This is a genomic window from Chryseobacterium culicis, assembly GCF_900108365.1.
In the GTDB taxonomy this organism is placed as follows: domain Bacteria; phylum Bacteroidota; class Bacteroidia; order Flavobacteriales; family Weeksellaceae; genus Chryseobacterium; species Chryseobacterium culicis.
Genome location: NZ_FNWQ01000001.1, coordinates 1,321,444 through 1,347,827, shown reverse-complemented (window position 1 = coordinate 1,347,827; position 26,384 = coordinate 1,321,444). Strand labels below are relative to the sequence as shown.

Annotated in this window: 27 protein-coding genes; 17 read left to right on the top strand and 10 right to left on the bottom strand. The window is 37.3% G+C overall.

Translation table 11 applies throughout. The features are described from left to right. Positions 1 to 278: 278 nt before the first annotated feature. Positions 279 to 2,678, top strand: coding sequence for a hypothetical protein (locus BLW74_RS05925; protein WP_089690493.1), 2,400 nt, complete (start codon positions 279 to 281; stop codon positions 2,676 to 2,678). Between the two features lie 272 nt (positions 2,679 to 2,950). On the opposite strand, the gene BLW74_RS05920 is transcribed toward BLW74_RS05925, so the two are convergent. Next, positions 2,951 to 3,478: a hypothetical protein gene (locus BLW74_RS05920; RefSeq protein WP_089690492.1), complete on the bottom strand. Its 528-nt coding sequence runs from the start codon at positions 3,476 to 3,478 to the stop codon at positions 2,951 to 2,953. A gap of 93 nt (positions 3,479 to 3,571) precedes the next feature. On the opposite strand from BLW74_RS05920, the gene BLW74_RS05915 reads away from it, so the two are divergent. Beyond that, entirely contained in the window at positions 3,572 to 3,793 is a 222-nt protein-coding gene (locus tag BLW74_RS05915) for a hypothetical protein (RefSeq protein WP_089690715.1), read from the top strand. 82 nt (positions 3,794 to 3,875) lie between these two features. On the opposite strand, the gene BLW74_RS05910 is transcribed toward BLW74_RS05915, so the two are convergent. Both BLW74_RS05910 and BLW74_RS05905 read right to left on the bottom strand, forming a co-directional pair. Then, entirely contained in the window at positions 3,876 to 5,177 is a 1,302-nt protein-coding gene (locus BLW74_RS05910) for a DUF6161 domain-containing protein (protein ID WP_089690491.1), read from the bottom strand. 137 nt (positions 5,178 to 5,314) lie between these two features. Beyond that, positions 5,315 to 6,145, bottom strand: coding sequence for a hypothetical protein (locus BLW74_RS05905; protein WP_139265706.1), 831 nt, complete (start codon positions 6,143 to 6,145; stop codon positions 5,315 to 5,317). A gap of 110 nt (positions 6,146 to 6,255) precedes the next feature. On the opposite strand from BLW74_RS05905, the gene BLW74_RS05900 reads away from it, so the two are divergent. Next, entirely contained in the window at positions 6,256 to 6,474 is a 219-nt protein-coding gene (locus BLW74_RS05900; protein ID WP_089690489.1) for a hypothetical protein, read from the top strand. Positions 6,475 to 6,707: 233 nt separating this feature from the next. Then, entirely contained in the window at positions 6,708 to 7,178 is a 471-nt protein-coding gene (locus BLW74_RS05895) for a hypothetical protein (RefSeq protein WP_089690488.1), read from the top strand. 67 nt (positions 7,179 to 7,245) lie between these two features. On the opposite strand, the gene BLW74_RS05890 is transcribed toward BLW74_RS05895, so the two are convergent. Both BLW74_RS05890 and BLW74_RS05885 read right to left on the bottom strand, forming a co-directional pair. Then, positions 7,246 to 8,166: a helix-turn-helix domain-containing protein gene (locus tag BLW74_RS05890; protein ID WP_089690487.1), complete on the bottom strand. Its 921-nt coding sequence runs from the start codon at positions 8,164 to 8,166 to the stop codon at positions 7,246 to 7,248. Between the two features lie 60 nt (positions 8,167 to 8,226). Then, positions 8,227 to 9,057: an SDR family NAD(P)-dependent oxidoreductase gene (locus BLW74_RS05885; protein WP_089690486.1), complete on the bottom strand. Its 831-nt coding sequence runs from the start codon at positions 9,055 to 9,057 to the stop codon at positions 8,227 to 8,229. Positions 9,058 to 9,844: 787 nt separating this feature from the next. On the opposite strand from BLW74_RS05885, the gene BLW74_RS05880 reads away from it, so the two are divergent. From BLW74_RS05880 to BLW74_RS05870, 3 genes are read left to right on the top strand one after another with little or no spacing between them, the layout of a single operon-like run. Beyond that, positions 9,845 to 10,420 carry a hypothetical protein gene (locus BLW74_RS05880; RefSeq protein WP_089690485.1) on the top strand — a complete coding sequence of 192 codons (576 nt, stop codon included), beginning with the start codon at positions 9,845 to 9,847 and terminating at the stop codon, positions 10,418 to 10,420. A 59-nt stretch (positions 10,421 to 10,479) separates the two neighbouring features. Next, the gene (locus tag BLW74_RS05875) at positions 10,480 to 13,230 is read left to right on the top strand and encodes a DUF8202 domain-containing protein (RefSeq protein ID WP_089690484.1); all 2,751 of its coding nucleotides are present in this window, start codon (positions 10,480 to 10,482) and stop codon (positions 13,228 to 13,230) included. 20 nt (positions 13,231 to 13,250) lie between these two features. Continuing rightward, entirely contained in the window at positions 13,251 to 13,751 is a 501-nt protein-coding gene (locus tag BLW74_RS05870) for a hypothetical protein (protein ID WP_228424788.1), read from the top strand. Positions 13,752 to 13,879: 128 nt separating this feature from the next. Here BLW74_RS05870 and BLW74_RS05865 read toward each other — a convergent pair whose 3' ends face one another. Continuing rightward, positions 13,880 to 14,902 (bottom strand): helix-turn-helix domain-containing protein, encoded by a 1,023-nt coding sequence (locus BLW74_RS05865; protein ID WP_089690482.1) that lies wholly within the window; start codon positions 14,900 to 14,902, stop codon positions 13,880 to 13,882. A 463-nt stretch (positions 14,903 to 15,365) separates the two neighbouring features. On the opposite strand from BLW74_RS05865, the gene BLW74_RS05860 reads away from it, so the two are divergent. The 6 genes from BLW74_RS05860 to BLW74_RS05835 all read left to right on the top strand — a co-directional run bounded on the left by BLW74_RS05860 (position 15,366) and on the right by BLW74_RS05835 (position 18,737). Continuing rightward, positions 15,366 to 15,791, top strand: a complete 426-nt coding sequence (locus tag BLW74_RS05860; RefSeq protein ID WP_089690481.1) for a helix-turn-helix domain-containing protein — start codon at positions 15,366 to 15,368, stop codon at positions 15,789 to 15,791. Next, positions 15,767 to 16,102, top strand: a complete 336-nt coding sequence (locus tag BLW74_RS05855; protein ID WP_089690480.1) for a transposase — start codon at positions 15,767 to 15,769, stop codon at positions 16,100 to 16,102. The genes BLW74_RS05860 and BLW74_RS05855 overlap by 25 nt, the downstream gene beginning before the upstream one ends. Before the next feature lie 53 nt (positions 16,103 to 16,155). Next, positions 16,156 to 16,788: a hypothetical protein gene (locus BLW74_RS05850; protein ID WP_089690479.1), complete on the top strand. Its 633-nt coding sequence runs from the start codon at positions 16,156 to 16,158 to the stop codon at positions 16,786 to 16,788. A 12-nt stretch (positions 16,789 to 16,800) separates the two neighbouring features. Next, positions 16,801 to 17,385: a hypothetical protein gene (locus BLW74_RS05845; protein ID WP_228424786.1), complete on the top strand. Its 585-nt coding sequence runs from the start codon at positions 16,801 to 16,803 to the stop codon at positions 17,383 to 17,385. 56 nt (positions 17,386 to 17,441) lie between these two features. After that, positions 17,442 to 18,104 (top strand): hypothetical protein, encoded by a 663-nt coding sequence (locus BLW74_RS05840; RefSeq protein ID WP_089690478.1) that lies wholly within the window; start codon positions 17,442 to 17,444, stop codon positions 18,102 to 18,104. A 147-nt stretch (positions 18,105 to 18,251) separates the two neighbouring features. Beyond that, complete coding sequence (locus BLW74_RS05835; protein WP_089690477.1) at positions 18,252 to 18,737, top strand: hypothetical protein; 486 nt, start codon at positions 18,252 to 18,254, stop codon at positions 18,735 to 18,737. A 112-nt stretch (positions 18,738 to 18,849) separates the two neighbouring features. On the opposite strand, the gene BLW74_RS05830 is transcribed toward BLW74_RS05835, so the two are convergent. After that, positions 18,850 to 19,716 (bottom strand): LysR family transcriptional regulator, encoded by an 867-nt coding sequence (locus BLW74_RS05830; RefSeq protein ID WP_089690476.1) that lies wholly within the window; start codon positions 19,714 to 19,716, stop codon positions 18,850 to 18,852. A 93-nt stretch (positions 19,717 to 19,809) separates the two neighbouring features. Between BLW74_RS05830 and BLW74_RS05825 the strand changes: the two genes are divergently transcribed. Then, positions 19,810 to 20,793 (top strand): alpha/beta fold hydrolase, encoded by a 984-nt coding sequence (locus BLW74_RS05825; RefSeq protein WP_228424784.1) that lies wholly within the window; start codon positions 19,810 to 19,812, stop codon positions 20,791 to 20,793. Positions 20,794 to 20,834: 41 nt separating this feature from the next. After that, positions 20,835 to 21,797 (top strand): zinc-binding dehydrogenase, encoded by a 963-nt coding sequence (locus BLW74_RS05820; RefSeq protein ID WP_089690475.1) that lies wholly within the window; start codon positions 20,835 to 20,837, stop codon positions 21,795 to 21,797. 89 nt (positions 21,798 to 21,886) lie between these two features. Here BLW74_RS05820 and BLW74_RS05815 read toward each other — a convergent pair whose 3' ends face one another. From BLW74_RS05815 to BLW74_RS05805, 3 genes are all read right to left on the bottom strand, one after another. Then, the gene (locus BLW74_RS05815) at positions 21,887 to 22,348 is read right to left on the bottom strand and encodes a MaoC family dehydratase (RefSeq protein ID WP_089690474.1); all 462 of its coding nucleotides are present in this window, start codon (positions 22,346 to 22,348) and stop codon (positions 21,887 to 21,889) included. 341 nt (positions 22,349 to 22,689) lie between these two features. After that, positions 22,690 to 22,884, bottom strand: coding sequence for a cold-shock protein (locus BLW74_RS05810; protein WP_089690473.1), 195 nt, complete (start codon positions 22,882 to 22,884; stop codon positions 22,690 to 22,692). Positions 22,885 to 22,936: 52 nt separating this feature from the next. Then, positions 22,937 to 23,653, bottom strand: coding sequence for a DEAD/DEAH box helicase (locus BLW74_RS05805; protein ID WP_228424782.1), 717 nt, complete (start codon positions 23,651 to 23,653; stop codon positions 22,937 to 22,939). Positions 23,654 to 24,100: 447 nt separating this feature from the next. Between BLW74_RS05805 and BLW74_RS05800 the strand changes: the two genes are divergently transcribed. Together BLW74_RS05800 and BLW74_RS05795 are read left to right on the top strand one after the other, a co-directional pair. Continuing rightward, positions 24,101 to 25,048, top strand: coding sequence for a beta-1,6-N-acetylglucosaminyltransferase (locus BLW74_RS05800; protein WP_089690472.1), 948 nt, complete (start codon positions 24,101 to 24,103; stop codon positions 25,046 to 25,048). A 106-nt stretch (positions 25,049 to 25,154) separates the two neighbouring features. Continuing rightward, positions 25,155 to 26,366, top strand: coding sequence for a winged helix-turn-helix domain-containing protein (locus BLW74_RS05795; RefSeq protein WP_089690471.1), 1,212 nt, complete (start codon positions 25,155 to 25,157; stop codon positions 26,364 to 26,366). Positions 26,367 to 26,384: the final 18 nt, after the last annotated feature.

Below are 26,384 nucleotides of genomic sequence, written 5' to 3'. Positions count from 1 at the left end.
GTAAGCTTCTTCAATTCATATAATTAAAGATAGTATTTATTAGCGATTTTATGCTACCACATTTTACTTTATTGATCAATTTCCAAATATTTCCGAGTGCTTCACCTTGTTAAAACGGCTCTGTCAGAACCATTTTCCGGGAAAAATCACCTTTAGTTTTCCACCGAAATTGCCACTTTTTAAGATCTGAAAGAAATACGCCGGATTTTAGATGATTATAAGTTTTCGAAGTCTTTAATTCATTACATTAGCAGAGAATTAAATGCGCTAAGATTTCTATGAAAAATATGCTCTGTGTATTGCTCCTCTCCGCTATACAGCCTGTAATGGCACAAACTAAGCTGGAAAAAGCAATCACCAACCTTGAGGATCATTACGAACAGGAAAAAGTATACTTACTGACAGACAAATCACAATATGCAGCAGGTGATAAAATATGGTTTAAAAGTTTTGTATTTGACGGCTATAACCGTTCTGCATTATCTACCACTTTATTTGTTGAGCTGTATAATTCTGATAAAAAATTAATAGACTGGAAAACCGTACTTCTTACGAATGGGGAAGGCAGCGGAGATTTTCAGCTGAAAGAAGACCTTCCTGAACAGGTTTATTTTGTAAGGGCTTATACCCCTTATATGACCAATTTCAGTGAAGATTTTCAGATCGTAAAAGCACTTCCGGTTTACAATCCTAATTCAAAAGAGTCGCTGGTAATTTCCAAAAGCTCCGACTGGTCTGCAAAAGCATTTCCTGAGGGCGGAACCTTCATTAATGGAATGCCTGCAAAAGTTGCCGTAAGGGTATCTGCCGGCACTTCTTTTCCCGAAAGCTGGTCCGGCAAGGTTATTGATACCCAAAATCCGAAAACACCTGTCGCCACCTTTAAGTCTTTTGATAAAAATGTGGCTTCGTTTAAAATGACTCCGGCATCAGGAAAGAAATACCAGGCCGTAATTCAGGATAATACCGGTAAAAGCCAGACTATAGATCTTCCTCAGGCTTCTGAAAACGGTCTCAGCATAGAAGTTAACAGCTCCAAAGAAGGAATCAAATATACGCTGAAAGGTGTAAATCTGAAACAGCAGCTTCAGGGGTATAAAATTGTAGGATTTATCAATAATCACCTTGCTTACAGGGCTAATATCAATCATCTCACCAATGAGGCCTCCAGTCTTATACCTACCAAAGTAAGCAACGGCGCAAACGCTGTTTTTCAGCTGGCCGTTTTTGATGAGCAGGATAATCTTGTTGCCCAGAGGCTCTGCTTCTTAAGACCCGGTAATTTAAAAATTGAGAAGGCAGAAATAGTTGGTCAGAGCTTAAAACCAACTCCGCGGGCTTTCAACAGCATTGATCTTTCTCCGGAGTCCTATTTTAAAAATTATACTGTTTTGGTGAGCGAAGATAACGGTACACAAAGTCCGGAAGAAGAAAATATTCTGAGTGCACTCTGGTTAACAGGAGATTTTACTTCAAAAATAGACAGCCCCGCACAGTATTTTTCTAAAACAGCCAATACGGAGGCTTTAGATGCCCTTCTGATCTCGGAAACGTGGAAAAGATTTGACTGGAATTCTGTTCTTAGCGGCGCTGCCCCTGCTATTAAAACCGTTTCCCAGCCCTTTCTTTCCTACCGGGTAAAACCTATAAAAAACAATGCTTTACTCGTCAACTCAACAGTAAATTTAGTACTGAGAGCCGGTAAAGGAGATCCCGTTATTAATCAGTTTCAAACCGACCAGAACGGCTATGTGTATCTGAACAATATCAACACCGACCAACCTTTGAACGTTTCATTATTCGTGAACGCAGAAAAAGATAAAGATGCCAGCAGTGATAACCTTTTTGTAACAGTGGAACCTCTTGTAAATCCTGCTCCATTCACCGGAAACTTTCCGGCCACAAAATATACACTGGTAAAATCAGGTGAAAACAAAACGCTTCCTCCATCCATTGCAAAAGCTATCAATACTCAGAAAAATATCAAAAAGAAGGAAAGTAATGATATCCAGATTCAGGAAGTTGCCCTGGTAGGCAAAAAGAAAGATCCCAAAGAAGAACTGGACAAACAGCTGTCTACCGGCATGTTCAGCTCCGTCAATGCTACTGTGTTTGATTTTGTTAATGAAGACCAGCACGCCGCAGGATCAATGAACATTCTGGACTGGCTGCAGGGAAGAGCTGCCGGGTTAACGTTCCAGAGAAATAATTCCGGAGTAAACGTACCCTACATCCGTGGCCAGCTGGCTAAACTGTTTCTGGATGAAATACAGACTGATCCCACCATGATCGCCAGCCTTCCTATAGACAATATTGCAATGGTAAAGATCATTAAAGGATCAGGATTAATAGGTGATGCCGTAGCCATCTACACAATGAAAGGCAATATGAAATCTAAAAGCACCAAAAAAGAAACCAATAGCAACAATACGGCCGTCATCAAAGGATATGACAGACCTTCCGAATTTCCTATTGAAATGATAGATGAAGATGCCCCACAGAAAATTGAGAGCGATACCAGAGAAACCCTGTACTGGAATCCTAATTTATTTGACAGCGATTATGTTCCGCCAAGAATCAAATTCTTTAATAATGACAGTGCAAAGCAGTTTAAAGTACTGATCATCAGCTTTGATGAAGATGACAATCTTCTGTTTGACCAGCAGATTATGAAATAATAAAAAGAGGCTTCCGGAGCCTCTTTTTTAGTATTCATTCCCTAAAGCGCAGGATACAATCTGTTAGTGGATAATAAAGCTAAGACCGCACAAAGTCATTGATGAAGCTGTATGGCTATGCGCGTGCTAAAGAAAAATCATCCCCGTTGATTCCGCTCTTTGCTCTCTTAAAAATGATAAGGTCATACTTGCCAGTCTTTGTGTTTAAAACAACACAGTTTTGCAGAGACTCTGCATCATAACCACTCAACAACTTCCCACTCTCAGCCTCCTTACTCCTTCTTCCTTCTCCTTTCAAGAATCAGGTAGGCAGCATCCAGCATTTTGGTCAGGTGAATGTAGGGATTCACGATGTTTCTTTCCGGCAGATGATCATACATTCCCATGGAGAAATAGACAATACCGGACATAAAATAATCAAACTCCCTGACGCTGTATTCTTTGAATGCTTTTTTAAAAACCAACAGAGGATTTTGGTATTCTTTCTCCGAAAGCAAGCCAAGAACCCATGAAGAAGGATTCTCTAAATGAACATTTGCAACCTGTTTCTTTTCCTTCAGATGGATAAGATAACCGGCACGTACAAAAGACCGTACCGCCTGATGAAACTGATAGATCTCAGACGGATCTTCATTGATCCAGTTATTTCTCTTTACCGCATAACTCATGATGCTGTTTAGCATCTCTTTAGACGCTGCCAGATCATTGAACTGGAAGAAGGTCTCCATCAGCTGTAATCCTGAACGTTTCTTATCAACTGCCCAAAAACGGGTGTCCAAGTGTGTTCTGCTTTTTTTCATGTGTTTGTATTTTTTTATAAATGTAATAAAAAATTCCAAACATTCGGATTTGAGTCCGAGATTTTTATAAGAATATGTAATTTATTTGTTTCTATGACAGAAGCAAATAGAAAAATTGTTGAATTTATAAGGGATGAATGGGTTATCCCTCTGAACAATAACAGCAAATTTGCAGTGGATCATAACATAGATGAAAAGACCGTCCGAAGAATAAAAGACGATAAAGAGTATCAAATTGCCCTTCTTACGATAATGCGAATTTGCCATGCCAGAAATTTAACTCTTGCCACCTTTTTTAAGATGGTTGGAATATAAAATACGAACACAATATAATTGATAAATCATGACGAGAAATACTCATTTCTCTCATCAAATTTCAATTTTCACTTCTCTATATCTATTTTATATTTTTTTCGATTATACTTGATATACCTGGCATAGTAGGTGATGAATCTTCTTTTAATAAACCTGTATCTGATCGACTAAATAATGCTTGAAAAACAATTTTCTTTTCTTCTTCGGAAACTTCTGAATTATTACGTATCGAAATATACAAATAGGTCAATTTTTCTCTCTCTTCTGCATCTCGAGCCAAATGATAATTACTAAACATATATTTCAGTAAAGCTTTTATTACGACAAAAAAAATGGATACAAAAATCACAAATACAAAAGACCATCTAAATGCTTTGTATTTGTCACCATCAAAAAAAGACTCTAATAAACCTTCAGGAGTAAACCATAGTAAAAAATAAACCATTATTGCAAATAATAAAGAAACTCCCATAATTGCCTTCAGAATACTATTGGCTTTAGTATTAAGTTCATTAGCTCTATCCTTCCAATATTTTACAGGTTCCTGCAATTTTAACAATTCACTATATTGATTTTGCAAACTGTTAAACTCTGATTTGGAATTTTCAAAAAGTGCTTTGAACTCCGTATTTGTAGCATCTAAAAAACCGAAAAAACTAGTTCTTTTAAATTGCAACCAATCTGCAAGAAGTTGACGTGATTTTGATTGACTTTCACTTTGTAAATCAGTATTATTTTTATAATCTTCCTCAATTTTTTGTACTAACGAAATAACCTTATTATTGTAGTCATCCTCTACATTTTGTATTTTGTTTCTTATATCATTAACGTATCTCTTTTCGGATTCTCGTCTGTTAAATAAAACAGAATTTTCCCGATTTGCAAATTCATAACTAAGAATATACCCTTCTATACCTTTTCGCGAATTATAATCCATACTTTGGTCTGTAAAAAATCTATACCCACCATGAAATTTTTGTTCATCTTTTACTAACAATTTAAGTAAAAATTCCACTTCTGAAGATTCTGATAAGAAAACATACTGATTAGGAGATAAATAAGCTTGAAGGTAACTTTTAAAAGTACTTTGTAAATTACTCTCACTATAATTATTATTAGAAATATATTCATTTAAAAATTTCTGAATAAAAGTATATGCCGTTGAAAAAAAGCTAGTTGAATGACTAAAATAATTATTGGAGGGATCTAATGTTTTTAACTTCCAACCTTCATCTTGCTCTTTAAAGAATCTAAAAATATTAATTAATCCAACAAATTTTAATTTAATATCTAAATGAGGCAATACAAATTCATACTCAAGTTCATTGAGATAAGTGGTATATGCCGAACCTCTAATTATTTTACGAGCTTCTTGTAATTCCATTTTTAAATATTTATTTTTAAGGAAATTAATTTACACTAAATATACAAACTGCTTTTTGAAAAGAGAAATTCAAAAAAACTTTATTTATTAATTCTAGAATCGACAGACTATATAGCTTTGTACAAATAATATCTAGATCAAACTTTTCGGTTCCTAATAATCAATTCCAGATTTCTAATAAGAAAATGAAGGAACACCCCAATTCCAATGCAATAAATTATAATATAATGAAAAGTGTATAATATATTAGCCAGTGGCGTTAGTGGAGACATATTCCCTGTGAATATTGAAGATATGCTATATGGAAGTAATGTTGCATAGGTCCAAAAATTATTCTTATCTAATTCAGCTTTTTTAACTTTGTAATAGTGTAATTCATTCTTAAGATAGTTAATATCTTGAGTAATAACCGTTCCAAATTTCATAGAATCCAGCCCAGCTTGGCTTCCTCCTTCATACAGCTTCTTTTTTAAAATACCTTTTCTATCGAATATGTAAATAGTTGCAGTAAAATCATTATTTCTATGAGGCAAATTGAGACTATAATCTGCGTGTATTATATAATTCTTTGTAAAAGTTAATTGCTCTAATTCTTTTAACGTCTTATTTAATATCAAATAATTTGAGAGTTTAATATTTTCAAGGTATTTAATCTGATATGGAATATTTTTGGAATCGTCGTTCCACTCACTTAGTACCAATTGTTTTCGATTATCATGAATAGCTGTTTTAAATTCAAAGCTATCTGGATTATTTTTAAGCATTAAAGTATATAAAAAAGGAAAAAGTACTAAATGTAACATTAACATGATTGCAAAACATGCAATTGCATACCTAGATTTCTGATATTTTTCATATTTAGAAATTCTGTAGAGATAAACACAAAATGATAAAATGATCAAGATTAAGAATGTTGTCGAAAAAAGTTCACCAATACCAAATGAGATATTAATTAAGGTTAGTATCATATAAGCTTTTAATCGCAAAAATAAATGAGATTACAACACCTCGATTACGGAAAACCGTAATTAAGATTTTAAGTCTAATTGTATATTTGGTTCGAACTAAAAAAATAATTATGATACATGAATTCACACAGGATCACTGGACTAATGCAGGTGATACTTTTATTATGCTAATTGAAAAAGAGGAACCAGGAAAACATTTAATTCAAGTTTACAAGAAAGATGATGATGGTGGCTATATTCCGATAAACGTTGGAATTAAAGATACTAATAATTCAGTTATTCTTTCAGTAAATAGAATTTCTTTTGAAGGATATGTTGTAATTAAATAAAAAATATTTCCGCTACCACACGAATCCCTTCGTGTGGTTTTTAGTATTATAAATCACACATATTGAAAGCAAAAATAAAATAACCACCTTCTAAGGTCTCCAACTTCGGCGCATTTTTAAAAGAACCATTTCTCATAGCTTCAAAACCAAGACACTCCCCCAGAAATTTCAAAAAAAACATCATCTTTCAAAAGAAACTCTTAAATATTCCGTTTAATTCTTAAATTTGGTTCATGCGAAAGAATTTTTATCTTATCATTATCTTATGTTCCCTTACCAGCTGCTATACCTATCAGGTCAAAAAACCTGTAGATCCGGCGGCTAACAATAAGCAAGACCCTAAAAACAATACAGCTCTTGCCAATACTGCTTCCCCGCAAATGAACAATACAGGAGCGGCACCTCAAAATCTGAATGCAGTACAGGCACCTGCTCCGGTGAATGTTCAGGAGAAGCTTGCCCCTGGTAAGAATGTTAAAATTGAAGTCAATGGTAAGAGTTATAAAGTAATTGTTGACCGATGGGAAAGCGACAGCCTGGTAGCCCATCCTGTTCGCAATGCCAAAACAAGCCTGAAGTTCCATAAGAACCAGATCAATAGCGAAAAAATTGCAGAAAAACGCTTCTCACAGCCTATCGCAGATATTCTTACCGTGACGGCTTATACTGCCATTGGGGTCGGGATCTATCTTCTTGTCCGATAGTTTTTAAACTTTCTTATCGACTCAATGGCGCAACTGAGTTTTTATCAACCAAATGAAAACTATACCGTTAATTAAAAGACTTCCTGAATTCTAAGGGGGAAAGCTTGGTTTTTGTTTTAAATAAATTACTGAAGGACTGGGAATGTTCGAATCCCAGTGCGTAGGCTACTTCGCTCACCGATAAACTGGTGGTGGAAAGCATTTCCTTGGCCTCGCTGATCAGCTTGTCATGAATATGCTGCTGAGTACTCTGCCCCGTTAATGACCGCAGCATATCACTCAGATAGCTTGGAGAAAGATGAAGATGTTCTGCAAAATAACCCACCGTGGGTATTCCTTTGCTCAGCGACATTTCGTCTTTAAAATAGGCATCCAGCAACTCTTCAAATTTTTGTAAAAGGCTGCTGCTGGTTGCTTTACGGGTAATAAACTGACGTTTGTAAAAACGATTGGCGTAGTTGAGAAGCAATTCTATCTGGGAAATCATTACATCATGACTGAAATCGTCAATACGGCTGTTAAGCTCAGATTCCATAAAATTAAAGATCGAAAGAACCGTATTTTTTTCTTCTTCAGAAAGGTGCAGCGTTTCTTTGGTAGAATAAGAGAAAAAGCCGTACTGTTTGATCTTCCTTGCGATAGGATATCCCAAAAAGAAATCGGGATGAATGAGCAGCGAGTATTGGGAACAGACCGTTTCACTGTTTCCGTTACCGCCGATCACCTGGCCGGGAGCAGCAAACAGCAATCCGCCTTCATTAAAATCATAGTAACCCTGCCCGTATTCTATTCTTCCTTCTAATTTGGGTTTATAGGAAATCTTGTAGAAGCTCAAAACATGCTTTTGGGACAATTTATCAGTCAGCACAAGATTATGAGGCCCGTTCATTAAGCTAATGAGGGGATGCTTAGGCTTCGGCAGTCCAAAAAACTGGCTTGCTACAGACAATGATTCAAATTTTAAAGGAGTCTGGTCTGTCTTTTTCATAAATAGTACTTTAAAGATACGAAAAACCGGTTATATCCTGATAGCCGGTTTTTACAGTGGTTATGAGCCCTGTGCCGCACTGGAAATATCATCCCAAGCCTCCCAAAGACTTATTCTGTCTGCATATACAGATTTTACCTGCGGAAGGTTATGGCTTCCCAGATGAAAACGCAGCGGTGGATTTTCAGCATCTACAACCTTAAAGAGCGCCTGCGGTGTAGCATTCGGATTTCCCCGCTCAAAAGACTGAATGGTTTTCATAAACTCTGATTTAAAATCCTGATATACGTCTAAGCTCTGAGCAAACTTCAACGAGTCCTGGCTTCCGAATTCTGTAGCATAAGCACCCGGTTCTATAATGGTTACCTTAATCCCGAACTGCTTTATTTCTTCGGCCAGACTTTCATGGATGGCTTCAAAGGCCCATTTAGAAGAGCTGTAGTAGCCAATGACAGGCAGTGTAAAATGCCCCAGATTACTGGATGTCCCTAAAATATGCCCGAACCCCTGCTCTCTTAGGATCGGCAGCGCAGCCTGAATTACGCTTACAGGCCCCAGAATATTGGTTTCATACAAAGCACGGATTTCATCGGCAGAAGCCTCCTCTATGGTTCCTACCAGCGAATATCCTGCATTATTCAGTACAATATCCAGCTTTCCGAAATGCTGATGTGCCTTATTTACGGCTTCTTTTACCTGACCGGCATTGGTAACATCCAGTTCTAAAGTCAGCACCTGATCACCGTATTTTTCTTTAAAATCAGCAATACTTTCCAGTTTTCTGGCTGTTGCCACCACCTGATCTCCCCTTTCCAGTGCTGCCTCGGTCCAGATACGACCGAATCCTCTTGATGCTCCGGTAATGAACCAGACTCTATTTTGCTGTGTCATAATTGTATATGTTTTATTTACAAAGCAAAGGTATAGAGCTTATCTTCGGGTTTTGTAGGCTAATCGCAGACCTTTGTAGGCAAATTGAGGATCTTTATTTCCGGTTGATTAACGACCTGTCAGAAAAAGTAATATTTTCCACAATTAATAAAATTATGCGTAAAATTTACCCTCCACTTTCTATAGAAAATGTTTCTGTTTATTTCCTTTAAGAATTCAGAAAGTTTTTTTATTTTGAATAAATACCTTGCTTTTCAGCTCCTCCGAGATAAAAAAATGACTGATTTTATCTTTTTTTAAAAACGGCCTATACTCTACTTTAAGCTATTTTCAAAAAATTGTCTTTTTAACTTACATAAAATACTATACTTCAATAAGATAAATAACATTAATGAAATTAACAAAATCATTTAATGTTATTGATAAAACCAGCCTAAACTATCAATTTTACCTCTAATTTTACCAAAAGAAAGGCACGCAAAATTACAGCGGCGGCTGCTTCTAATTTTTCCATAAAACTCACCCTTATATAAAAAACATTGGAAAAAAATCCATTAACCACCCTTATACAACGTGAAAAAAAATCCATCCTATTTATTCTATTGTAAAATATTTTTTATACAATCATTCCACGGTAAAAAGGCATACCTGCAATTGATCCGGTTACCTGTGCTTTAATTTTCATTAGACCTCAGCTCCCTCATTATAGATGATTCAGAATTTTTTCTGAACCAGAAAAAGTACTGAAACAACACGTTTGTTTCTTATCAACATAAAAACACACACAATGAAATCCCCACAACAGCAATTGAAGCTTTTCTTCCCTTTATACGAGAGGGCTTCACTGCTGTTGTTTTTATTTTTTATCCCCTCGAAAATCAAGGCTCAGATTCTCTTTGATGTAAAGGACACCAGCATTACTATTGGGGAAAATACGATATTGTATACTACTGATGCAGGCGAAATACATCAGGCAGATCTGAAGAATTCCGGAGATCAGTCACCGAAAAAGAAGAACGTATCAAAATACGGAAAACGAAGAAAATCTATCTTCAATACCAACAGAACTGCAGCGAAACACCGTGCAGAAAAAGTCAGAGCATATCCTAAAGCGGAATCTGCAGAATTGGCTGCGTCCCATCCGGATGACTTCTTTTCGTCACATCAGAAAGGAGAAGCGGTGTATGCTTCGGTCGTAATATATGACCATCTGAATTTTTCAATTGAAAGTAAAAAACTAAGATTCAGCCCCGGATATCTTAATCTCACACAGAACAAAATTGTCAGCAATAGCTTTATTTTCTTTAAAGACTTTTACTGGTTCCGATATAAAACCCGCCCTCCACCCTCTTCACGGGTATAAAAGAATCAATACAATATTTTAATTTTAAACATACTAAGGTGACAAAAAACAATATCTTAATGGGTATATTGCTAACAGCCAATGTATTCATTTTTACAAATGCCCAAAGCCCGGGAGGAATTGCTCCTCAGCTCTGGTATAAAGCTGATGCAGGAATTACAACTTCATCAGGAACGGTTAGCCAATGGAATAACAGTGCTTCTCCGGGAACTTATGATCTTATCCAACAGTCCGCAGCAACGAGTACTTTGCCTGCTTATAATACAAGCCAGATTAACTTTAATCCATCAATAAGATTTGATGGGGTAGATGACCGTTTGGCAGCACCCAGTGTTCCACAAAATGTAACAGTCAGTTCGCCATCTCCTTATCAGTCATCACAATATGTGGTCTACAGAAAAGTAGGAAGTACTGCAAATTCCTTATACAACCATTCTAATGGTTTTGGAGGAACATGGAATGTGGGAGCAAATTCCAATGGAGGCATGCTTATTACGAACCGTAGTGTAGGTTCTGCAACTCCTGCAATCAATGAAATCAGATTACAGTCAACAGACGGGACTTCAAGTTTAATGAATGTCTATGTGAACGGCCAATTTAAGTCTTCAGCTTTTTCCAATGGTAATGCTGTTGCTACTTCAGGTACACAGCCTGTTTGGGTAGGAGGCCAGGGACTTAATAATTTCGTGAATGCAGATATCGCTGAAATTGTTATTTACAACACCACAAAGACCTTAGAACGTCCCCAGATAGAAAGTTACCTTTCTCTGAAATACGGAATTACAAAATTTGGTGATTATATTGCTTCTGACGGAACAACCTATTGGAATTCCGCAATGAACAGTGCATATAGCAACAATATAACAGGTATTGCCAGAGATGACAATTCAGCCTTGTATCAAAAGCAGTCGATGAGTATTAATCCCGGACAGCAGCTTTTGATCGGACTTACAGGAATGGCTAATACTAACGCTTCCAATTCGGGAACATTAACCAACCTGCAATCACTTGTTGTTGGTGATAATGGTCTGGCAAAAGCGCCTGCAACCCTTGTAAACAACATTCCGGGAGCTAATTACCTTTTCGCTTCTGTCTGGAAGGTTCAAAATACGGGCTCTGTAGGAACAGTAAGGGTAATGTGGCCTCAGGGACTGAATAATTTAAAATTGATTCAGAACAATTCGGATCCTACTTTTGCTTCTGGAAATACTGTGACTGATATGTCTGCCAACACGCAGACTATTAACGGAGTTGTATATAATTATGCTGATGTTTCTCTTGCCAACGGACAGTTTTTTACATTCGCATCTTTTGCTCAGGCTCCGGGAGGAATTTTAAACAATCTGCGTGTCTGGATAAAAGCAGATGATCATCCTAACGGAAATACTACGGATAACGTAGCGATAAGCACCTGGCCAAACAGATCGCCAATTGGTGGAAATTTCATTGGAGGGGCTGCATCTCCCAATACCATTGCATTACAAACGACCGGTCCATTGTACAGAAACTCTTCAGCAATGAATATCAATTTCAATCCTGTGGCACAGTCTACTTCCACCTCCGGGCTTGGTATGCAGAATGCGTTTGCCACTATCGGGGATGATTATACCATGATTGCCTTGCATAAAAACCCCACTCTTCCTTTTGCAGGATTTAGAAACATGTTCAGCTTCCATGACAGTGCAAGCCTAAATACGGTAAGTACCTCCAGCAGCTGGTTTGGGACTTATACTAGCTCCCCTATAGCGTGGCCAAGTGCTGCCGGAACATCCGCATATACGGTAAATATTCCTGCGGTCACTACGTTTTCAGCGACGGGAACAGGAACCATCGCTTACCAAGTAAACAGTGTATCCAAGGGCAGCGGCGCCAGTCTTTCAAAAAACGGAACCAATTTGGTAATAGGAGTAGATGCTGATGGCGGATCTGATGATGGTATAGACATTATTATGCCTGAAAACATTATGTATAATTCCGTCCTGAATGCTGCAGATTATAATAAGGTAGTATCTTACATGGCTCTTAAATATGGTGTAACGCTAGGAACATTTGCTTCCCCGGTGAACTATACCAGTACTAATGGTACCACAGTATGGTCTACGGCAGCAAGCACCTACCAAACCAATGTGATAGGTATCGCAAGAGATGATGCAGAAGCTTTGCATCAGAGAATTGCAAAATCTCAGGATGCTGTGGCAGATATTATTACCATTAGTACGAATAATGATTTTACAAGCGCCAATACAGGTGCAGGTCATTCCAATATTACTAATGATCAATTTTATTTTATCACGGGTAATAATGGTGCTGCAACCACATATAATGCTCAAAATCTAATGCTGCGCAGATGGAAAGTACAGTCGACAGGTACGGCACAGAATCTATACATTAAGACTTCTGACAGCCAGGCGAACTATCTTGTGTATGCGGATGATGCAGCGATAACGGCCAATGTAGTGAATATCAGCCTTACAGCTGGTGCCACTTCCGGTATTCAGATCCCGAATGGTAAATTTTTCACTTTTTCAAAATTGACATACTGTACACGCCCGTCTAATACTTCTCCCGCTGACATGATTACCAAAATTGGGATTACAACCCAGTCTAAGCAAAGCGGATGGCCGGAAAATATTCCTAACGGCGCCATTGCTCTGGAATCGAAAAGCAAAGGTTTCGTTATCACGCGTACACAAAGCTCATCTATTACAACCCCTGTAGAAGGAATGCTTATTTATGATACAGTAAGCAAATGCATGAAGCTTTACAACGGAACCAGCTGGAACTGTGTAGCAAGAAGCTGTAATCAATAATAATTTTTAATGAATCGAAAATGAAAAAAGTAATCATATTAACCCTTATTGTTGCCGGCGTTTCTTCGCTGAAATCGCAGGTGGGCATGGGTAAGTCTTCTGTAGACGGAGATGCTATTCTGGATTTCCCTGTTTCCAGAACAGGAATTATTCTTCCTGTAGTAGAAGTCCTTCCTACGGGAGCAGCGGCTACCAACGGAACATTTCTTCTGGATAAGACTGATCTTACCATAAAAATGCGCCAGAATGATTTGTGGGTACCTTTATCTGATCCAGGAAGTCTTACAGGTACCATGCCTAACACTTCTGCAGAAACAGGCAGCGGAGTAATTATAGGAGCTGCAAGTTCTCCTGCACAGGGCGTTCTTGTTCTTGAATCTACCAGTAAAGCTTTGGTTCTGCCTAAAGTAAATGATCCTGCTGCCAATATGAAAAGTCCGGTGGCAGGAACCATCTGCTATGACACAGTTAGCAAAACAATAGCTGTGTTCGACGGATTGAACTGGAGTTTCTGGAAATAGTAGATTTTTTAGATTAATAATGAAGCCCGGCACCAAAGGTGCCGGGCTTTTTTATGACGGTTAATTTTGGGGGTTCATTATTTTAACCCAAATCGCTCAAATTACAATGATGAGAATGTCAACTTTTTCTATTCTTCCAAGTTTAAATTGGTGAGATATTCTGAAGGAGTAACGCCTTCAATCTGTTTAAACACCCTGTTAAATGTGGATTGATTGGAAAACCCTGATTCCGTATAAATGTACATAAGGGTCACTTTGCTGATATCATTTTCCTCAAGCAGCTTCTTCACGTTTTCTATTCTGCAGGTATTAAGATAGTGGCTGAAGTTTGAGAATCCGTTTAATTTAATAGATTTAGAGATATACAGATTATTGGATTTCAAAATGTTAGACAATTGAGAGATGGTAAATCCTACATCTTTATAATAGCCCTGATCTTCTACAATATCTCTTATATCATTAAAAAGGAGGTTATATTTTTCTGTATTTTCAAGGTTGGGGTAAGCTGCTTTTTCTTTTTCAGTAAAGTCTGCTTCTTCAGACCTATCAGGATTTTCCTGCTGTTTGGAAAACTCTATTTTATTCAAAATATTACTTTCAATTTCAGCTTTTCTTATTTTTTCATTATAATAAAGTAAAAGACCGAATACCGCTATATTGGAAACACCTACAAAAGTGTCAGAAGCTACAATCACTTTAACATCATTAAGAGCGAAGTAATCAAATACATACAACTTATTAAGAATGCTTACAGCTATTATAATCAGTAAAATGTATAAAGTGTAAATATAGATGTACTTTTTCCCAAGAAAAATGTGTGCGCCAAGGGGTACAGGAAGAAGCCACATAGCCGTGGCCGCAGAAAACTTCCAGAAATCCAGCATGACAAATCCGGCGAATAAAGGAGCATAGGACATATAGAGATGTACCAACACTTTAATATTATAACTTTTGCGGATTACCATAAAGGTATAAAACATAGTAACGGAATAGATCAGCGTACATGCTGCAAAAAAAACATCTTTAATGATAAAGTAAAATACAACAGAATATGCCAGCAATATGCCGGACATAAGATAAACATATTGTGAAATAAGTTTTCTCTTGAGCGCCTCTACAGATTTATCCTGAAATTCTTTGTCAGCTGTCATCCTAATGTTTTTCAAAAAATAACTTATGCAAAATAGTAAATATCAAAACTTTATATAATTAAATGAAATTAAAAATTCAATTTAATCTTTCAATTTATGATTGTTTTTATCTCTTAATTTTGCTAAAGCAAGTTACAAATTTAATAATATATGATAACATTCAAAATGATTAAAAGCACAAGTCAATTTCCATATCATCACATATAAATCATTATAACAATATAAATATTATCAGATTTACCTTAATACTGCATAAAAATAACATTTATATCAAATATTAGAATATTTAGTAAAAAATAAAGAAAAGTACCAATTTTAGATAATTTAACAAACGATCAGGTTGGTTTATGGCTATACTTTTCTCAACACACAAAGGATAAAAAAATTAAAATTTATGATAAAAAAACACTATTTCGAGACTTGCAGTTACTCTGTTTCACCCCTACCTCAAATTCGTGCCTAGATGAAGTTCAAGAATATACACATTGGCTCCATGATCAATAAGCGTGTGAAGGAGTGCGAAACTCCCATGCCCAGAATCTGCAAATTTTTTAACTGTACAGAAGAGGACATTTCTGAGATGTATGCTTCTAAAAGTATGGATACTGAAATTCTTCTGAAGTGGAGTAAAATTTTAGAATATGATTTCTTCCGGTTTTATTCTCAAAATCTGATTTTTTATTCTCCTGCATCGCCTGATATCAGGAACAAAAAAAATAAATCAGATTCTGAGATGCCTCATTTCCGAAAGAATATTTATACCAAGGAGGTTATCAATTTTATGCTTGAAATGATCGAGACCGGAAAAAAAACCAAAAGCCAGGTTATAAGTGAGTATAATATTCCTAAAACTACTTTATACAAATGGATAGAAAAAAACAAAAAATAACTCAGCCTTACTATAAAAAAATCTACACGGACATCCTTACCATGAAGTTTCCGGAAAAGATTGATGAATGCAACTCTATCTTATCCAAAGAAGAGCTTGGTATTCTGGATATTATTCAGCTTAATCAGAGAATATTCGGATCTGAAGAAATTTCATCAGAAAATCAGCGGCTCCGCTCCTATGATGATGAGACGGTTATACAGATCCTGGAATATCAGAAGAAATACAGACTTAATAACACCCAGCTCTCTAATCATTATAAATTAAGCAGAAATACCATTACCAAATGGAAAAACCACTTTAAGGTGTAGCCTTCAGGCCGTCATAACCATGCAAACTATATCATACATTTAACACAATAGCAATGAATAAAATTATTTTGACTGTACTGCTCGCCGGTGCTTTCATTCCTGTGTGCGCACAAAGCGCTGGTAACGTAGGAATCAATACACCCAATCCTGAAAAAGAGCTCACGGTAAATGGGACGATGAAAACATCCGGTATTACCATCAAAGATCCTCTGGAAAAACTTGGGGCAGATGAAAATTATTCTTTTTTAATTAAATCTCCGGCTCCCCAGAACAAGATCACATCTTATAACGAATCTTTTGTACCCAATACTCCTGCACCTATTAACCTGATCCAATATAAGATCACCTGTAATAGTGCGGATAAAGATTGGGTAGATGAATATGATACTAAAATTAATTCAAATAAATTCCTGGTTGTAATTGCCTCATACGGATTTACACAGCCGGTATTTACCTATACCTCAACGGTAATTACTCCTGTACCTGAAGTTTTTGCCTACAATACCAACGGCACATGGAAACTCAAAGCTGATTATGTAGGGTTCTCAACTGATGATTCTTTACCCGATGGCATTTGGACCCTCAATTTATTGGTGTTTGACAGAGCTTATGCCAAGGAATTCACCTCTGCACAAACCGTTAATACCTCAGGAACAGGCGCCGCTTCGGCTCCTTTAATACAATAATAAAAAAAGAATATGAAAAAAATAACCCTATTTCTCTGTACCGCCTGTACTTATTTTGGAGCTAATGCACAAGTGGGAATAAACACAAAAGATCCGCAGGGCATGCTGGATGTTCAGGGAGGAACACTTGTTGAATCTTATGTTATTGATACTGCAAATTCTGATGCAACCGGTAACTATTATCTGCTTACGCGCTCAAAAGATACTACACCAGCAGGAAAGATCAAGCTTCTTGATATTTCCCTTCGAAATGTAGCGCCTGTTAATACATATACTATTATCCTCAAAAATGTGAGCCAGACAGATGTTGTCAATCTCAATACAGGACTGGAAACAGAAAAATATATAGCAGCCATTACCGGAGCGGTTTTCACAGATGCCACAGCAGGGGTAAATACAGCAACAGGTATCCCTTCCTATGGAGCGTATTCTACGGAAATAACCCATGTGTTAAGTGGAGGAAAAACGTACAATGCCGTTAACCTCGGTTTTAAGGGGGCAGGCACAACATCTGCGCAGAACGGAACCTGGACCCTTACACTTTGTGTTTTGAAAAAGCACTCATTAAAGACTGGGGAACTTACACCGGAAGCGTGAACAGTTCATTTACAGGAACTTCAACTAATACACCCACCGGACTTCAATAATAAACTATGAAAAGAGTACTGTACAGCACCATTATATTTCTTTCAGGAATATTTATTAATGCTCAAAATACAAAAATAGGAATCAATACCTCAGCTCCAGCAGAAACACTTGATGTAAACGGCTCAAGCTTTACCAATTCCTTATATTTAAGAAACCCTGGTGAACCGGATAAAACGGGAGGCCGTTTTCTTGCTACCTCTAAAAACACCCTGGATTTGTATAATCCTGCGCTTGAAACCAGCGGATTATTTAATTATATCAAGCTTACCATTTCGGGAGTTCCTTCCACCGGAATTACAGATTATGATACTAAAATAGATACCGCAAAATTTCTGGTAGTCGTACATAATTATTCGTTTCAGCTTAGTAACGGCTCTACGAAAGTTGCTCTGGACTATGGCAGCAACGGCGTTAATGATAACAGACAGGGATCTCCCAATATCAATACTTTTAAAAGCAACGGAACCTGGCATATCAGGGCAAATTTTACAAATAGCAGATTAGAGCGCTATACCAGCCCGAACGGCACTTACAATAGTTTTAAAGTTGATCTCTATTTAATGGCTTATAAATATCTGATCACAAAACAAAATATTAACGATGATACTAAAGATCTTGGCGGTACCAATGGGTCTACACAACTAATGAGTAAGCCTTCCGGTTTTTAGTCCGCAAACTTTATGAAGTGTATGCACTGCTTTTACACTTTACGGAACAAAAACAGACCATTACTTCGTTTTCATGATTAAAATCAACCCAGAATTCAGCAAAACAATCTCTTTTTAAGTATTTTTACGTGATAATATAAATAACTCATGAAAAGATTCGTAGTAGCGGGAATAGTAACTTTAGGAGGATTTCTTACTGCAAATGCACAATGTAAACCTATAACATCACTGGTTGAAAATTTTGATACATGGAAAGACATCAACAAATGCTGGACGGCTCAGGGAGGAAAAGCCATGCTGTATGCAAGTGATAAAAAAATCATTTTTTATTCTATGACCAGCCCCGGAGAAAATATGTATCTGGTAACCCCGGAAATAAAAGCAGGAACTTATACACTCAGCCTTGATATTTCGGATAACGGCGGGGATACTGTGTTGGAAATTTTCTCAGCAGGCAATGCATCTGATGCTAAATCTTACCGCTCCATTGCTAAAGCTTCAAAAATAACAGGAGAAAAGAAAACCTACACTATTTCCATCAAAAAGGACACGCACTTAGCACTGAAAGTTTTACTGAACGGTGTACATCAGGCTGTTTATGTAGACAATTTTTCTTTAACCTCTAAAAAATAAATCTTTGAAGATTAAACAGGCTTCCTCCATGGATCATTCTGAAATTTGTACTGTGAAGAATGTTACTTTTGAGGAAGCCCACGTTTATGCCTGCAGAATCTTTCATTGAAAATCACACCATTTCTGTATGCATATCAATAAAGCATTGCAAAGCTCTTGACTGTGCCCCATCTTTTCTAAAAACAAGAATTGTGTTCATGGTACCGAGCTGCTTATTCAGTCCGTACGTCTTAATTTCTCTTCCAGCGTAGTATTTAGACACAATTTCTTCAGGGAGTATGCTGATTCCCAAACCAGCTTCCACAAAGTTAATTATTCCTTCAATAGAGTTCAGAACTGTACTTTTGTAATTCAGAATTCCTTTATGGCTTAACCAGGATTCTAATCTTTCCCTGAAAATACATCCTTCATCAAATACTACAATCTTTAATGGTTCGTTCGCAATAAGCGTCTGCAGGCCCGGCCCTTTTGAGGAAGAAAGAATAACAAGCTGTTCTTCTTTGATACAAATTTTCTCCAATCCTTTCACATTCACAGGTGCCGAGACAAAAGCTGCATCCAGATTATAATTCACCACATCAGATAGCATTGAATCTCTGGTATCTGATTTAAATTCAAGCTCAATTCCGGGATATTTTTCATCAAAAATATGCAGGATCTCTGGAACTTTGAGTGCCATTGTAGTTTCTATACAGCCTATTTTCAGGCATCCTCTGATAGGATCACCGCTTTGGATGTTATGTCTGGCTTCCTCCACCAAATACTGAATCTGTTTAGAATACTGCATCAGGATCATCCCTTCGGAAGTAAGCTCTACTCTTCTGGAAGTACGGGAAAACAGTTTGGCATTAAACTCTTCTTCAAGACTTTTTATTCTTGCTGTAACATTAGACTGAACCGTAAACATCATTGTGGCAGCTTTTGTAAAACTTCCGCTTTCTGCTACGGCTTCAAATATTTTTAAATCGTGTATATTCATTTTAATTAATCATTAAAAGTGATTTAAATGATTATAATTAATCGTTTTTAATAATCAAATATCCGCATTAATTTTGAATATCAAAAAAAATAAATGAGAATCATTTCAAAACAATGGATTGCAGGCCTGTCGGTTGCCCTGTTTACGGGTAATATGACAATGGCTCAATCTAATCAGACATTACATTTAAATCATCACATTATGGAAAACACCCATCCTACCCATTACCGTAACATTAAAGTAAATAACCTTAATCTGTTTTACAGAGAAGCAGGTCCTGCTAATGCCCCCGCAATACTTCTTCTGCACGGATATCCCACATCATCTCATATGTTCAGGAACCTGATCCCGATTTTGAGTAAAAAATACCATGTCATTGCTCCAGATCTGCCGGGATTCGGTTATTCTGATGCTCCGGATCATCATGAGTTCTCCTACACCTTCGATAACCTTTCGGAAACGATACAAAAATTTGTAGATAAGCTGGAAATGAAACGTTTTGCCATCTATATATTTGATTATGGAGCTCCGGTAGGATTACGTCTTGCTATGAACAATCCTGAGAAAATTACAGGTATCATTTCACAAAACGGGAATGCCTATGAAGAAGGATTAAGCAATGAGTGGAACCCGATCCGGAAATACTGGGAGGAAACTACAGAGGCCAACCGCCTTGCTTTACAAGGCTTTGTTTCTAAAGAAATTACCTTATTTCAATACCATCACGGCGTTTCTGATCCTTCTTTGATTGCCCCTGAAGCCTACACCCTTGATCAGAAATTTCTTGACAGACCAGGAAATATAGAGATCCAGCTGGATCTGGTAAAAGATTACAGAAGCAACGTAGCCTTATATCCAAAATTTCATGAATATTTCAGAAAGTACCAGCCAAAATTATTATTGGTTTGGGGAAACAAAGACCCGTATTTCCTTCCCCAGGGCGCTGAAGCTTATAAAAAGGATATTCCGGATGCCCGGTTAAAATTTTATGATACCGGACATTTTGCCCTTGAGACAAACGCGGAAGAAATAGGTGCTGAAATCCTTCAGTTTATGGACACTGTCTCAATGCAGTAAGCCACCACTAAACTTTTGAGAAATAAGAAAAATACCTCATTATGAAAACAATTGTTATTAATAACTATGGCGGGCCGGAAGTTTTGCAGCTGGAGGAAATGCCTGTTCCTGTTATAAAAGATCCGACTCAGGTTCTGGTAAAAGTAAGAGCAACGTCTGTTAATCCTCTCGATTATCAGATAAGACGGGGTGATTATGCCTCATTTTTTGAGCTGCCTGTTATTACGGGTCATGATATAGCTGGTGATATTGTTTCCGTAGGTGAAGCTGTCAAAAAATGGAAAGCCGGCGATAAAGTGTATTATTCTCCCCGCTTTGGCAGTTCGGGCAGTTATTCGGAATATCATCTTACTGACGAGTCTTCGTTATCAAGAATGCCTTACAATATAAGCTATGAGGAAGCAGCTTCTATTCCGCTTATCGGAGGGACTGTTTGGGAAATGCTTGTGGGACGCGCAAAATTACAAAAAGGCAACAGCATTCTCATTCTCGGCGGTGCGGGAGGTGTCGGAACACTGGCTATTCAGGTAGCAAAATCACTCGGCGCTTTTATCTACACCACGGGGCAAAGTATTTTACATGAAAAGCTGAAGGATCTGGGAGCTGATGTGGTCATTGATCATCATAAAGAAAGCTGGATGAAAAAAATACAATCACATACGGACGGAAAAGGGGTGGATGTAATTATTGATACTGTAGGAGGAAGCACACTTTCTGACAGTCCGCTTGCTTTAGCTGATTATGGCTCTGTTGTAACGCTGGTTGATATTCCACAGCCACAAAATCTCATCAATGCCTGGGAAAAAAACGCTACGTATCATTTTGTTTTCACCCGGCAAAGCAGGGATGAGCTTCATCATATTACTGAGTTAATTGAGACCGGACATATAAAACCTGTCATAGACAGTAGATACCGGCTTGAAGATGTTCAGAACGCTCATCAGAGAATGGAGAATTCAAAAAGGGAAAATCCTTTATTCGGGAAAATTGTTCTTACCTTATAAGGGCATTCAGCTGAAAGTATCATTGTATTCAATGATGCTTTTTTATTTGTGGAGTACTAACGCTGAGATCTGGATGGTCCGAAAGCAAATTAATCTTTAAAATGATAAAGAAAAATGACATCTCCGGTATAGGCAGGTTTTTTGTGGTCTTTAATTAAAAGCCTTGCTTCTACAACTGCTTTTACAGTTCCTCTGAGGTCTGTGACGGATTTTACGGTTGCCTGCAGCTTTACTTCACTGTTTACAGGAACTGCATCTCCGAATTTAAGGTTTTCTATTCCGTAATTGATCTCCATTTTTACATTTCTTACATCCGCAATCTGTTTCCAGAGGCAGGGAATCAATGACAGTGTTAAGTACCCATGCGCAATAGTAGATTTAAAAGGTCCTTCTTTTTCAGCTTTTTCCTGATCCGTATGAATCCACTGGTGATCCAAAGTGGCATCTGCAAACCTGTTGATCTGATCCTGATCTATCCTGTGCCAGGCAGAATCTCCCAACATCTGTCCTTCAAGAGACTTATACTCATTAAAATTATTAATAATAATCATATCCTTTTCTGAACTTTTGAGGTATTACAATACAGGTATGGTAATCATTATGATCAATATCAAGTCTGATAATTTTGTTACCGGCAATTCAGTGTTAGTCTTTCAATATTCAGACCAATTACTGCCTTATTTTTTTAAAAATTCCTGAAAAACCTCTCACTTAAAGTAAGAGGTCAATGAACATCATGAAAATAAAAAATAATTTACATTACATCAATGCTCTTTCAAACCCTATATCCAGAGACTAAAGTTTCATGGACTTTTGAATTGGTAAAAAATATAAAAATAGGAGACTTGATATCACAAATCATGTTATTAATATACCTGCAATTAAGATTTAACTATGCGAACTTTACGTTAACAGCATTTAAACCTTTATCACTTTTCTGTACATCAAAAACTACTTTATCATTCTCACGGATCATTCTGGTGTTTAATCCTGAAGAATGTACAAATATGTCTTTACTTCCGTCTGCCGGAGTAATAAAACCGAAGCCTTTGGCTTCATTGAAAAATTTTACGGTGCCTTCTTGCATTGTAATTGTATTAAAATTGTGTATTATGATCTGTAAACGCTACAGATTGTATTTATGATAATCTGACGGCTATTGTGCTGCCTATCAGCTTCTGAATATTTTTAAGAACCGGACGCTTCGCTGTTCTTGCCAGGGAAGAAACCGGATCCACGCTAACTTCGACCGGGTTATTCAGGATCCCTTTGGCAAAATATTTTAAACTCCCCGGCATTGTGGCAGAAAAAAACAGGTTTTGTCTTTTGGTGGAGATCAGATTCAGAATTTTTTTTACTTCATTAATGAATCCCAAATCAAGCATCTTATCTGCGTCATCTAAAACAAAAAGCTCAATTTTAGAGAGATCAATATGTCTCTGATTCTCTACCTCAAGAAGACCTCCCGGTGTGGCCACAAGAACATCTACTCTTTTTCTGAGTGCTGCAAGCTGGCTTCCGACAGAGGTACCTTCATAAATGGAAAGCAGAGATAATGGCAGATATTTACTGTACATTTTAAGATTTTCTTCGATCTGAATCACCAATTCCGAAGTAGGGCTAAGAATTAACGTCCGAATTTCCTTATGATCCGGAGTCTGTCTTTTCAGCAGCTGCAAAATAGGCATCGCAAATGCGGCTGTTTTTCCGGCGCCCGTCTCTGCACATGCTGTAATATCTCTTCCCGCCAGAATATGCGGAATTGCAGTATACTGTATTTCAGTAGGCCTGGAATATCCTGCTTCTGTCACCGCCCGGATAATAGGATTGATTAAGTTTAAATTTTTAAAATTCATTATAAATTCCGGTTTTCCCGGTAGTTGGCAAACAAATCTGAACATCAGAATCTGAATTGGTCTGTTATAATGATAAACAAATAAGGAATATTCTTTTTCTGTTCATCTTTTCTTGCTTCGGCTGGAGTAGTATTCTTAAATCTACTGCGTATTGCCGGCAATAACGTATCGCTCTTATCTACAATTGAACTTTATAATCCCGTGTTTCAGCACAGAAACGAAGATTACAAATTGGTAGCTGAAAAAGCAAAACTGAAAGAAAAAAATGTGATTTTAAACTATGCAGAATAGCAAAGGCAGTGACCTGTTTTATAAATGTTCTGCAAACCTACAATAAAAAAAAGCAAATACAATTTTATTTAATTAATTGATTATCAAAAATATATTCGTACCTTCTGCCAATAAACAGAATTGTTTGGTAGCGCGGATGATTTTAAACTCCGAACAATGCAGACCCCCTCTCCCCAAACCAATCCTCACACACAAACCCTGGAATCACATCCCACACCGCATGTAAGAATTGCTTATTTTATTTTGGTACACCATAAACCCGAAGTATTTAAAGACATGTTTCAGAAGATTTATACGAGGGATCAGTTTTATCTTATCCATATTGACAGAAAGGCCAAACCTGATTTTGTAGAAGAAATACAGCAGTATATCATTCAGTTTCCCAATGCTTATATCCTGGACAGCATGAATATTGTTTCAGGAGGGTTTAACATGGTTCAGGCTGAACTGAATGCTATGGAATTTCTTTTAAACGTAAGCAAAGAATGGGATTACTTTATTAATCTGAGTGGTGAAGACTATCCCCTGAAATCACAAAATATCATCCGTAAATTTCTCACTTTCAATAAGGGCCGAAATTATCTTTTCTACTATGACCAGAAGTTTTACAGGCCAGATACCCTCCAGCGAATACAAAATCATTTTACAGAATTAGCTTATATGATCTCCACCTTTATTTACAAAAGAGCATTTATGAAAGATGTGACACCTTATATCGGCGGAAAATGGTTTATTTTCACCAGAGAAACCTGTTCATTTTTAACGAATAATAAAATGGTGATGGATTTTGAGGATTACTATCTCCACACCCTTTTACCAGCAGAATCTTTTTTTCAGACTGTTCTTATGAATACGTCATTCAGTGACATTATTATCAATGATGATAAAAGAGCGGTCATTGAGAAATCTATTTTTCAGACGGAACAGAATACCTCTCATTATATTGAATCTTTAAAATCCGGAAACCAGCTTTTTATCAGGAAAATCAACAAAAAAACAGATGAAAGTATCAGAAAATATATGGAAGACAGTTATCTTACTCCCCTTCCCTATGTGGATGAAATTGAAAGGGAATTAAAACGGAATAAACGACAGAACAATTAATTTTTAACCCGTTTACCCGGAATTTTTACAGGAGATACTGATCAGTGTTTTTCGGCTAAATCATTATATTTGAAAAAGATTATAATCTGTTTTCTCTGAATACAATATGGAAAAGAAACTGCCAACGGAACACCTGAAACTGGCAACATTGGAAAGCCAGGGATTAACACAGGACACGCCTTTCGGAACAGGAAAAACCGCAGTTTTGAATGCTTTGGAACATCTCGGGTACCTGCAGATTGACACCTTGTCTATGGTGGAAAGGGCCCATCATCATACGCTCTGGACAAGAATTCCTGATTTCCAGGCTGATTACCTTGAGGAACTGGTAGAAGAACGTAAAGTATTTGAATACTGGTTTCATGCTGCTTCTTATCTTCCTATGCGGGATTTCCGCTATGTTTTGCCTCAGATGCTCTCCATTAAAAGAGGTGAATCCCGGTACTATAATGCCGATCCTAAATTGATGAGCTATGTAACAGATATGATCCGTAATGAAGGACCTAAAAGAGCAAGAGATTTTGAGAATGAAAGCCAGAAAGGAGGAAGCTGGTGGAACTGGAAGCCAGCCAAACTCGCTCTCGAAAGACTTTTCATGCAGGGAGACCTGATGATCAGCGGACGCTCAGGAATGCAGAAAACTTATGATCTTGCCGAAAGAGTTTTGCCTTCCTCTATTGATACCACAGAACCTGCTCCATTGGAGCTGGCAGAATATCTGGTAAAAACCAATCTGCGGGCGTATGGATTTACTACTGTAAAACAAATTACCCATCTCAGGAAGGGAGATGAGCTAAAGAAAAATGTCAGTCAGGTTTTAGAGAACATGCTGGAAGAAGGACTAATATCTCAGGTTAAAACAGGAGGACTATCTTCTATATTTGTTGGGAGCGATGTTGCCGATAGGACATTTGAACTTAAAGATTCCCATATCCAGCTGCTGTCTCCGTTTGATAATGCAATTATCCACCGGGATAGAATCAGGCAGATCTTTGATTTTGATTTCCGCCTGGAATGCTACACTCCGAAAGAAAAAAGACAATACGGCTATTTCTGCCTTCCTATCCTGTTTGGAGATCAGTTCGTCGGCAGGGTTGATTGCAAAGCCCACCGAAAAGAAAAGAAATTTGAGCTTATTCATCTGCATATTGAAAACTCTGCTATTGGCTTAGAAAGATGGCTTAAACCTTTTGTGGAAACGATAAAGCGTTTTGCTGTTTTCAATGGCTGTGAGTCTTTGATGGTGACTAAAGTAAGTCCGTCAAAGCTGAGCGCTGTTATCAAAAAAGAATTGTCTGGAGTAAGATTTAAAAGGTAGCTGAGCCGTAAAAAAAGC

Coding starts and splice junctions, on each gene's coding strand:
- BLW74_RS05925 (WP_089690493.1), top strand. CDS start 279: ATGAAAAATATGCTCTGTGTATTGCTCCTCTCCGCTATACAGCCTGTA.
- BLW74_RS05920 (WP_089690492.1), bottom strand. CDS start 3,478: ATGAAAAAAAGCAGAACACACTTGGACACCCGTTTTTGGGCAGTTGAT.
- BLW74_RS05915 (WP_089690715.1), top strand. CDS start 3,572: ATGACAGAAGCAAATAGAAAAATTGTTGAATTTATAAGGGATGAATGG.
- BLW74_RS05910 (WP_089690491.1), bottom strand. CDS start 5,177: ATGGAATTACAAGAAGCTCGTAAAATAATTAGAGGTTCGGCATATACC.
- BLW74_RS05905 (WP_139265706.1), bottom strand. CDS start 6,145: ATGATACTAACCTTAATTAATATCTCATTTGGTATTGGTGAACTTTTT.
- BLW74_RS05900 (WP_089690489.1), top strand. CDS start 6,256: ATGATACATGAATTCACACAGGATCACTGGACTAATGCAGGTGATACT.
- BLW74_RS05895 (WP_089690488.1), top strand. CDS start 6,708: ATGCGAAAGAATTTTTATCTTATCATTATCTTATGTTCCCTTACCAGC.
- BLW74_RS05890 (WP_089690487.1), bottom strand. CDS start 8,166: ATGAAAAAGACAGACCAGACTCCTTTAAAATTTGAATCATTGTCTGTA.
- BLW74_RS05885 (WP_089690486.1), bottom strand. CDS start 9,057: ATGACACAGCAAAATAGAGTCTGGTTCATTACCGGAGCATCAAGAGGA.
- BLW74_RS05880 (WP_089690485.1), top strand. CDS start 9,845: ATGAAATCCCCACAACAGCAATTGAAGCTTTTCTTCCCTTTATACGAG.
- BLW74_RS05875 (WP_089690484.1), top strand. CDS start 10,480: ATGGGTATATTGCTAACAGCCAATGTATTCATTTTTACAAATGCCCAA.
- BLW74_RS05870 (WP_228424788.1), top strand. CDS start 13,251: ATGAAAAAAGTAATCATATTAACCCTTATTGTTGCCGGCGTTTCTTCG.
- BLW74_RS05865 (WP_089690482.1), bottom strand. CDS start 14,902: ATGACAGCTGACAAAGAATTTCAGGATAAATCTGTAGAGGCGCTCAAG.
- BLW74_RS05860 (WP_089690481.1), top strand. CDS start 15,366: ATGAAGTTCAAGAATATACACATTGGCTCCATGATCAATAAGCGTGTG.
- BLW74_RS05855 (WP_089690480.1), top strand. CDS start 15,767: ATGGATAGAAAAAAACAAAAAATAACTCAGCCTTACTATAAAAAAATC.
- BLW74_RS05850 (WP_089690479.1), top strand. CDS start 16,156: ATGAATAAAATTATTTTGACTGTACTGCTCGCCGGTGCTTTCATTCCT.
- BLW74_RS05845 (WP_228424786.1), top strand. CDS start 16,801: ATGAAAAAAATAACCCTATTTCTCTGTACCGCCTGTACTTATTTTGGA.
- BLW74_RS05840 (WP_089690478.1), top strand. CDS start 17,442: ATGAAAAGAGTACTGTACAGCACCATTATATTTCTTTCAGGAATATTT.
- BLW74_RS05835 (WP_089690477.1), top strand. CDS start 18,252: ATGAAAAGATTCGTAGTAGCGGGAATAGTAACTTTAGGAGGATTTCTT.
- BLW74_RS05830 (WP_089690476.1), bottom strand. CDS start 19,716: ATGAATATACACGATTTAAAAATATTTGAAGCCGTAGCAGAAAGCGGA.
- BLW74_RS05825 (WP_228424784.1), top strand. CDS start 19,810: ATGAGAATCATTTCAAAACAATGGATTGCAGGCCTGTCGGTTGCCCTG.
- BLW74_RS05820 (WP_089690475.1), top strand. CDS start 20,835: ATGAAAACAATTGTTATTAATAACTATGGCGGGCCGGAAGTTTTGCAG.
- BLW74_RS05815 (WP_089690474.1), bottom strand. CDS start 22,348: ATGATTATTATTAATAATTTTAATGAGTATAAGTCTCTTGAAGGACAG.
- BLW74_RS05810 (WP_089690473.1), bottom strand. CDS start 22,884: ATGCAAGAAGGCACCGTAAAATTTTTCAATGAAGCCAAAGGCTTCGGT.
- BLW74_RS05805 (WP_228424782.1), bottom strand. CDS start 23,653: ATGAATTTTAAAAATTTAAACTTAATCAATCCTATTATCCGGGCGGTG.
- BLW74_RS05800 (WP_089690472.1), top strand. CDS start 24,101: ATGCAGACCCCCTCTCCCCAAACCAATCCTCACACACAAACCCTGGAA.
- BLW74_RS05795 (WP_089690471.1), top strand. CDS start 25,155: ATGGAAAAGAAACTGCCAACGGAACACCTGAAACTGGCAACATTGGAA.